The organism is Psychromonas aquatilis (genome assembly GCF_038155185.1).
Taxonomy (GTDB): Bacteria; Pseudomonadota; Gammaproteobacteria; order Enterobacterales; family Psychromonadaceae; genus Psychromonas; species Psychromonas aquatilis.
In genome coordinates this window covers 26,979-36,313 of the sequence record NZ_JBAKAZ010000036.1, presented here as the reverse complement: position 1 = coordinate 36,313, position 9,335 = coordinate 26,979, and the positions used below count along the sequence as shown (strand labels likewise).

At 38.4% G+C, this 9,335-nt stretch carries 6 protein-coding genes; 5 read left to right on the top strand and 1 reads right to left on the bottom strand.

The features are described from left to right. Positions 1-381: 381 nt before the first annotated feature. Both V6256_RS10305 and V6256_RS10300 read left to right on the top strand, forming a co-directional pair. The gene (locus tag V6256_RS10305; RefSeq protein ID WP_341598127.1) at positions 382-1,713 is read left to right on the top strand and encodes an aspartate aminotransferase family protein; all 1,332 of its coding nucleotides are present in this window, start codon (positions 382-384) and stop codon (positions 1,711-1,713) included. 2 nt (positions 1,714-1,715) lie between these two features. Then, a complete protein-coding gene (locus V6256_RS10300; protein WP_341598126.1) occupies positions 1,716-2,546 on the top strand; it encodes a beta-keto acid cleavage family enzyme in 831 nt (276 codons plus the stop codon). A gap of 20 nt (positions 2,547-2,566) precedes the next feature. Here V6256_RS10300 and V6256_RS10295 read toward each other — a convergent pair whose 3' ends face one another. After that, on the bottom strand, positions 2,567-3,463 hold the full coding sequence (locus V6256_RS10295) for a LysR substrate-binding domain-containing protein (protein ID WP_341598125.1): 897 nt from the start codon (positions 3,461-3,463) through the stop codon (positions 2,567-2,569). A 412-nt stretch (positions 3,464-3,875) separates the two neighbouring features. Here V6256_RS10295 and V6256_RS10290 point away from each other — a divergent pair, with 412 nt between their 5' ends. From V6256_RS10290 to V6256_RS10280, 3 genes are all read left to right on the top strand, one after another. Continuing rightward, positions 3,876-4,841: a TAXI family TRAP transporter solute-binding subunit gene (locus V6256_RS10290; RefSeq protein ID WP_341598124.1), complete on the top strand. Its 966-nt coding sequence runs from the start codon at positions 3,876-3,878 to the stop codon at positions 4,839-4,841. A 181-nt stretch (positions 4,842-5,022) separates the two neighbouring features. Continuing rightward, positions 5,023-7,857, top strand: coding sequence for a TRAP transporter permease (locus V6256_RS10285; protein ID WP_341598123.1), 2,835 nt, complete (start codon positions 5,023-5,025; stop codon positions 7,855-7,857). 194 nt (positions 7,858-8,051) lie between these two features. Beyond that, a complete protein-coding gene (locus V6256_RS10280) occupies positions 8,052-9,110 on the top strand; it encodes an NAD-dependent epimerase/dehydratase family protein (protein WP_341598122.1) in 1,059 nt (352 codons plus the stop codon). The last annotated feature ends 225 nt before the right edge of the window (positions 9,111-9,335 follow it).

Below are 9,335 nucleotides of genomic sequence, written 5' to 3'. Positions count from 1 at the left end.
AAGTCATTTTTTCTGCGTAAAATTTAGATCACTTATTTAATATAATTGGTATAATTTAACCCTAAAGCATTACTCAAACAGTAAGCTGTTATTTGTCTACTTCATCTATTACTCACCATACTCAAATACTTTTTAGCTTTAGTGCAGGATTGCTGCGCTTATTTTAGTTAGATAAATTAATACACTAGGAAAGTGTAAGAATGGTGTCGTTGTTATCATATTGAGTTTTAGCCCAGGTTGTTTTTAATCTTGATTACTCGTTCTTTAATCTTTTCGCTATTCTCTTTCCTCATACCCCTGAATTTTAATTCCTTTGTAAAACTGATTAAAAAAGATGAATATTTAATTCATTGAATTTCTAAGCTAATAAGGTTTATTAACATGACCAATGTATTTCATCGACACTGCCATACAAAATTACCCTGCATTGCATCAGGTGAAGGTGTTTATTTATATGACCAAGCAGGTAAAAAATATTTAGATGGGTGTGGCGGGGCTGCTGTATCTAACTTAGGCCATAATGCTTCCGCGGTTAAAAAAGCCATTATCAATCAAGTTGAGACGTTACCCTTTGCGCATACTGCTTTTTTTACTAATGAAAGTAGCGAAGCACTTGCTACTTTATTAACAGATCTCGCGCCCGATCCGCTTAATCATGTCTATTTTGTTAGTGGCGGTTCAGAAGCTGTTGAGTCTGCTTTGAAAATGGCACGTCAATACTTCGTAGAAATCGGGGAAACGAGCAAAACACAGTTCATTGCTAGACGACAAAGCTACCATGGCAATACATTAGGCGCTTTAGCTGTGGGCGGAAATGAATGGCGTAGAGAAAAGTTTAGACCGTTACTTGCCGATGTTCACCATATATCACCTTGTTATGCTTATCGAGACCAATTAGAGCATGAATCTGAACTTGCTTACTCGCATCGTGTTGCTGACCAATTGGAAGCTAAAATTTTAGAGGTCGGGGCTGATAATATAATGGCATTTGTTGCTGAACCTGTAGTAGGTGCTACGGCCGGAGCATTACCTGCAACAAGAGGATACTTCAAACGCATTCGTGAAATCTGCGATAAATATAATGTGCTATTAATCTTAGATGAGGTGATGTGTGGCATTGGCCGTACGGGTAGTTTCTATGCCTTTGAACAAGAACAAATTGTGCCTGATTTAGTGACAGTTGCAAAAGGATTAGGAGCAGGGTATCAAGCTATTGGTGCGGTTGTTGCGAGTGATAAAATTTATAATGCGATAGCTGATGGGAGTGGCTTCTTTCAGCATGGTCATACTTTTATGGCGCATCCGGTTGCCTGTGCTGCAGCATTAGCGACAGTGAACACCATTATTAATGAAAAGTTATTAGAAACGGTGGTCGTGCAAGGTCAAAAGCTACAAGCAAAATTAAAGGAAGCACTTTCATGGTTACCTTACATTGGGGATATTAGAGGAAAGGGGCTTTTTATTGGTATTGAGCTGGTGGCGGATAAAGTCACCAAAACACCTTTATCAGCAGATTCTCAGGCTAACAAAGTGGTTAAGCAAATTGCCATGAATAATGGGTTAATGTGTTATCCCATGTCGGGAACCATAAACGGTCGTGATGGGCACCATATTCTTTTGGCACCTCCTTTTATTATTACAGATGAACAGTTAGATGAGTTGGTGAGTAAGTTAAAAACATCATTAATTGAAGCCGCTAAAGGTTGGTCTTAAAAATGAACATTGAACAACAAAAATCTGCGATCATCGTTGCGCCTAATGGGGCAAAGAAAACACCTTTAGATCATCCTGCATTACCTATTTCCAACACGCAAATCATAACTGAAGTGAAAGCGTGCCGAGATGCAGGAGCGGCTATGGTGCATTTACATGCAAGAGACAAAAATGGTCTTCATTCATTGGCTATTGATGATAATCAAGCGACCCTATCTGCAGTCAAAGAAGCAGTAGGGGAGTCTATTATCATTCAATTAACAACAGAGGCTGTAGGTCAATATCAACCCGAGCAGCAGATGCTGTTGATTCGCGAAACTAAGCCTGAAGCCGCCTCTTTTGCGCTTAAAGAGTTAATACCTGATGATTCCTATTTGGCCACAGCGGAGCGTTTTTTTCATGAAATTGCTGAAAATGGTCTGATTGCTCAATATATTCTTTACTCACCTGAAGATGTAAAACGCTATTTTTATTTAATTGAGCAGGGCATCTTACCAAGTAAAAATCACCATCTATTATTAGTACTGGGCCGTTACCATCAACAGCTCCAGTCTACACCTTTAGACCTACTGCCTTTTTTAAGTGATCAACTATTGTCAGCTAAACAGCGCTGGGCAACATGCGCTTTTGGTAGGGAGGAACAAAAGTGTTTAATGAATGCAATGTTAATGGGCGGAGATATTCGTGTGGGATTTGAAAATAACCATTATACGCCCACTGGAAAATTTGCTAAAAGTAATGCGCAGCAGGTCGCTGCAATCAAAGGTTTAGCTGACTCATTACATATAAATACTCATAGTGCAGAGAGCTTTAGACAAGCATTAATCAATTAGAATAAGTGCTTTAAAAGCACTTATTCTTCACCTAAACGCCCCATGATCCACTGCTTAAATTCATATATTTTTCTTGATGATAAGCGGTAGCTTGGAATAAACATATAATAGCCGTACTGGGTCTCCATAGAGAGACCTAAAGGATTGATCAGCTCCTCTTGCTGGATTAATTTGTTAACCATAAATTCTGGTAACAAGGCTAAACCTAACCCTCCTTTGGCAGCCTCTAGAGACATATAAAAGTGCTCAAAACCAGTGCTACTATAGTGATTATTTTGAGTTAGACCTTTTTGCTTTTTAAATTTTTCCCATAGCTGAGGGCGAGTAAGGTGAAAGATTAAATTATGTTGTTGAACATCTTCAACAGTGGTTATTGGCTGATGTTTGAGACGCTGTGGGGAAGCGACAAGTAATAACTTCTCTTTACGTAAAAGCGTGGCATTTTCATAATGTTTTGTGATCTGAAGGCAACGGATAGCAATATCACTTTCACCATTGGTTTTTTTGATTAAACCATCGCCGGTTTTAATTCTCACGCGGATGTTCTTATTTAAACAATAAAAGTCTTGGATCTGTGGAATTAACCATAAACTTGCAAAGGAGGGAGTCACATTTAAAGACAGCACTTCTTCAACTTGATCTATCAGCATTAAACTTTCTGTTGTGTATTGAATTATCTCTAATGCTTCAATAATTTTAGGTAAGTACTGTTCGCCTGCTCTGGTTAACTCAATACCATTTAAGCGTCGATTAAATAGCGGCTGTCCTAATTGTTGTTCTAATGCAGAAATATTTTTACTGACCGCACCTTGGCTAACAAATAAACTTTTTGCTGCTTTTGAAAAACTCATGTGGTCTGCCACAGCAACAAAAGTACGCAGGGCTTTTATTGATGGTAAGTGGGTTTCATTAAGCATAGATTGAGTTCTCGGTTTTATCTTTATTATTGAAGCTATGTATTTGTATGATATAGAGTGTTTACATTACGTGTAAATATAAAAATGTTTTGCGCAAATATGTGAAACAGCTAGTAATTATTTGCTACCGTTTATAAATGCACTTCATTTTATCTGTTCATTAACGTTATATTTATTTTAGTAATATGTTGGCAATGAGAAATGTATTGTTTTATACGTTGCACTAAAATGATGCATCAATTTTTTTCTTGCACCATAAATAACCTTAACTGATTGATTATTAAACAATCTACTAATGTGTTGTTTGCTAACTTTTTGATGTATAGTCTAATACAATATCATTTCTTTTCGGCTTGATTCTTGCTTAAATCCTAAGTATAAACTCTAAATTTAAATAAAAAGGAAGTTAAATATGTTTATGAAAAAATTAGCAATGGCTGCTGCTGTTGGTGCAACTTTAATGACGACGGCTGCATTTGCTGAAACTAAGCACGTTGTTATTGGTACTGGTGGACAAACAGGTGTTTATTATCAAGTAGGTGGTGCTATTTGTCGTCTAGTAAATAGAGGTACTGCTGAGCATGAAATTAACTGTACACATAAAACAGGTGGCTCTGTAACTAATATCAATGGTCTGAAATCAGGCGACCTTGATATGGGTGTTGCACAATCAGACTGGCAGTTCCATGCATATAATGGCACGGCTCCAGAGCAATTCCCTGATGGTGCTTTCAAAGAATTACGTGCTGTGTTCTCTGTTTACGCAGAACCGTTCACCGTTGTTGCGCGTAGTGATGCCGATATTAAAAGCTTCAGCGACCTAAAAGGTAAAAAAGTAAACATTGGTAACCCAGGTTCTGGTCAACGTGGCACCATGGAAATCTTAATGGAAAAAATGGGCTGGACAACAAGCGATTTCGCTGTTGCGTCAGAACTTAAATCTTCAGAGCAAGCCGCTGCACTATGTGACGGGAAAGTTGATGCAATCGTATTCGTTGCTGGACACCCAAATGGTTCAATCAAAGAAGCAACAACATCTTGTGATGCTGTTTTAGTACCAGTTGATAATGAAGTTGTACAAAAACTTGCTGCAGATAATGCTTACTATGCGATGACAAGTATCCCAGCGGGCATGTACAAAGGTACAGACACAGATACAACAACATTCGGTGTAGCTGCAACATTTGTTAGCTCAACGAAAACTGACTCTGAAACGGTATACCAAATGGTAAAAGCTGTATTTGAGAACTTTAACCGTTTCAAAAAAATGCACCCTGCATTTGCTAACCTAAAAGAGAGCGATATGATCACTAAAAACTTATCAGCTCCTCTTCATGATGGCGCAGTTCGTTACTACAAAGAAAAAGGGTGGATGTAATTTAACTTAATTTAATTATTATCTAACGTCACGGGAGGAGTTATCCTCCCGTTTTGTTTTAAAGTAAATATACCCAAGCTTCTTCTAGGGAAGTATCTTAGGTATAAAAGCATTCAATAAATCTTATTTATATTATTAATCTATAGAGCGTAATCATAACCGCTACAACAGGGAGTTTCTGATGACAGAAAAAGTACAAATGAATGATGATGATTTACAGGATCTCGTCGCTTCCACCGATACAGGTGGGCGAAATCCAAGTAATCAATCTGTTGTCAAGCTAATGGCCGGCGTTGCACTTACTTGGGCAATATTTCAAATTTGGATTGCTTCGCCATTACCATTTGTATTTGGTTGGGGTGTTTTTTCGAGCGGTGAAGCAAGATCTGTGCATTTAGGTTTTGCTATTTTCTTAGCCTTTTTAGCTTATCCTGCCTTTAAAGCTTCTTCACGAGAGAAGGTGCCGATGGCAGATTGGGGGCTCGCAATTGTTGCTTCTTTTTGTGCCCTGTACCCATTTATCGCAGACTCAATGATTGTCGACAACCTATTAGGAACACGTCTAAGTGATCGTCCAAGTGCACCAAATCCAGTTGATATCGGTGTTGCTATTGTGGGTATGTTAACGCTACTTGAGGCGACACGACGCGCATTGGGTCCACCGCTAATGGTTGTTGCCATTATTTTCCTTGGCTATACCTTTTTAGGGCCATATGCACCTGAGTTAATTGCTTGGAAAGGCTCTACATTTGGTGGTGTCATGGATCACCAGTGGTTATTCTCAGAAGGGGTGTTTGGTATCGCCTTAGGGGTATCTACTGACTTAGTTTTCCTTTTTGTATTATTTGGTGCGTTGCTGGATCGTGCAGGCGCAGGTAACTACTTTATTAAAGTTGCTTTCTCATTGATGGGGCATTTACGAGGTGGTCCAGCAAAAGCGGCTGTAGTCGCATCGGGAATGACTGGTTTAATTTCAGGTTCATCTATCGCTAATGTAGTGACAACAGGTACTTTTACTATTCCTATGATGAAGCGAGTTGGTTTTTCTTCTGAAAAGGCTGGCGCGGTTGAAGTAGCTTCTTCAGTAAATGGCCAAATCATGCCTCCAGTAATGGGAGCTGCTGCATTCTTAATGGTTGAATATGTCAATATTCCTTATTTTGATGTTGTTAAACATGCATTTTTACCAGCCATTATTTCTTATATTGCATTGGTGTATATCGTTCATTTAGAAGCAATGAAGTTAAACATGAAAGGCTTAACACGAGAAGATACTGGCAAAACAGCTAAAGATGTCTTGATTTCGTGGGCAATGACATTGTTACCAATTATTGCACTTGCTGGTGGCGCTTATTACCTTTCTGTTCTGTATGAAATGTTAGCGACGCCTGCTGCTCGAGTGGGTGCTGTATTAGCCGTGATTGCTATTCAATACTTTGTTTTAACCAATTTTAAAGCAAAAGCGGGTAAAGATAAGTTTGCTAAAACAATCTCTACTGGTGCTATTGTTCTAGGTAATACCATTATCGCAGCATTTGGTCTGTTCTTCTTAATGAGTATTATTAAATCGGTTGTTAGTCCTGATTTTGTTTTCTGGGTTGTTGCCGCGCTGGTTGGTGTGGCTTATGTTGTATTAGCGAAAATAAGCTCTAGCTACCCTGATTTAGTGATGGATGATCCTAACTCTCCGGTACTAAGCATTCCTGAAACAGGGCCAACGGTGAAATCTGGATTACATTATTTATTACCTGTTGTGGTGTTAATTTGGTGTTTAATGATCGAACGTAAATCACCAGGTCTTTCTGCCTTTTATGCAACGACATTAATGATTGTGATCCTATTAACGCAACGTCATTTATTTGCTTTCTTCCGTAAGCAATCAACATCAGGATCTTTAAAACAAGGTTTCAACGAGCTGATTGATGGCTTAATTGCTGGTGCTAGAAATATGATCGGTATTGCCATTGCAACGGCTGCTGCTGGTATTATCGTTGGTGCTGTTTCGCAAACAGGTGTGGGCTTAAAACTTGCTGCACTGGTTGAGTTCCTGTCGATGGGTCATATTATGTTGATCTTATTATGGACGGGGATTTTAAGTCTAATTTTAGGAATGGGGTTACCTACAACTGCGAATTATATTGTTGTTTCTTCATTACTTGCGCCGGTTATTGTTAGTTTAGGCCAACAAAATGGATTGATTGTGCCATTAATAGCGGTACATATGTTTGTATTCTATTTTGGGATCATGGCAGATGTAACTCCACCTGTTGGGTTAGCTTCCTTTGCCGCAGCGGCGGTGTCAGGAGGAGATCCGATTAAGACTGGGTTCGTGGCCTTTTTCTATTCATTGCGTACTGCTCTGTTACCTTTCCTATTTATTTTTAACACTGACTTGTTATTAATGGATGTCACCTTTATGGAGGGGATTGCTGTCTTTATTACCGCCACCATGGCGATGTTAATCTTTACGGCAGGGACACAAGGTTACTTCATTACTAAGTCTAAATTATGGGAATCATTTGCTTTATTAGTTATTGCATTTACTTTATTCCGCCCTGGATTCTGGATGGATTATGTTGTTCCTCCTTATGATGAACGTCCTGGAACTGAGCTTGTGAGTGCAATGGGTGACGTTGAGCCTGGCACTGAGTTACGTATTTTAGTTGACGGCCAAAATGATGTGGGTGACCCAGTTACTTTAACCATGTTATTAGTCGTTTCAGAAGGGGAAACCGGTCAAGAACGTATTGAAAACTATGGTTTAGAGTTATTAGAGCAAAGTGATGGCTCTATTATGGTCGATGGTATTGGTTTTGATAGCCCTGCAGAAAAAGTAGGTTTTGATTTTGACCAGATTATTGTTGATGTTGGTGTACCGATAGTACGACCTGCTAAACAATGGTTCTATATACCGGCTTTATTATTACTTGCATTTATTATTACTTTGCAACGTAGACGTCGAGAAGCCGATAATAAAGTGGTTAACGCTAATTCAGGCGATACTATCGCGCCATAATCAATACGTTACTAAATTAAAAAGACCTTAAATATAAATTATGTTTAAGGTCTTTTTTTATAATCATATTCTTTGATTATTATATGAAAGGGAGTTGTAAGCTTATTGTTTACCTCCCTTTTTTCATTAATAAACATATTATCTTTTAGATGGTGTAAGGATTCTGTTTACTATTAACCGAATGCGAGGAATGCATGAGTAAAATTAATAAAAGTGCACCTATATTAGTGACTGGTGCAACTGGCTATGTTGCGGGTGTTTTGATTAAAAAGTTGTTATTAGCAGGTTTTACAGTACACGCAGCAGTACGCGATCCTAATAATAAGCAGAAAACCCAGTACCTTGATCAGATAGCTAAAAACAGTAAGGGGACAGTGAAATATTTTGCGACGGATTTGTTAATCGAAGGTGCTTATGAACAAGCTATGCTTGGTTGTGAATTAATATTTCATACTGCATCACCTTTTCAATTAACGGTGTCTGACCCACAAAAGGAGTTATTGGACCCGGCAATATTAGGTACAAAAAATATATTGCTTCAGGCAAATAAGTCAAAGACAGTGAAAAGGGTTGTATTAACGAGCAGTGTTGCCGCTATTTATGGTGATAATTGTGATTTAAAAAAGGTCGGAAAAAATGGTTTTACAGAGCAACATTGGAATACAACATCATCACTTGAACACCAAGCTTATGCTTACTCCAAAACACTAGCAGAGCAGCAAGCATGGGAAATTAATAAACAACAAAATAAGTGGGACTTAGTTGTCATCAACCCTTCATTAGTGATTGGTCCAGGCATCAACCCCTTTGCTACTTCCGAAAGTTTTACCCTAATCAAAGCGATTGGCGATGGCACCTTAAAAATGGGTGTACCACGCTGGGGGATGGGCGTTGTTGATGTAAGGGAAGTTGCAGAAGCGCATTTTGCTGCTGGATTTACTGATACGGCACAGGGAAGGTATATTGTGAACGCGCATAATACTGATTTGTTTGCTTTATCACAGGCACTAAGCGATCAATTCGCAAAAGCTTATGCAATTCCTAAGTTGCTTTTGCCTAAATGGTTAGTGTGGTTCTTAGGTCCATTTTTCGATAAAAAAATGACCAGGAAAATGATTGCAAAGAATGTTAATTTTCCATGGCTTGCTGATAATACAAAAAGCATTAATGAATTGAATGTAAATTATCGACCACTGCAAGATTCTATGAATGACTTCTTTCAGCAGCTTGTTGATAATAACTATTTCAAGTAATGGAAGCACCCGTTTTGTAAAATTATATTTTTGAATAAATACCCTAAAGAGTGGTGTTCATTAATTGCGTCATTTAAACTGCGCAGCTAACGCTCTTACACCTCTAATTTAAGTGGTACGGCTAGCCTATATCAGGTTAATTAGTCAATAAATTACCAGAGCAAGTGACATAATCTAACCCTCATCAAGAGTCACTCATAAATCTAATAAGCGGCTGTGTTATAC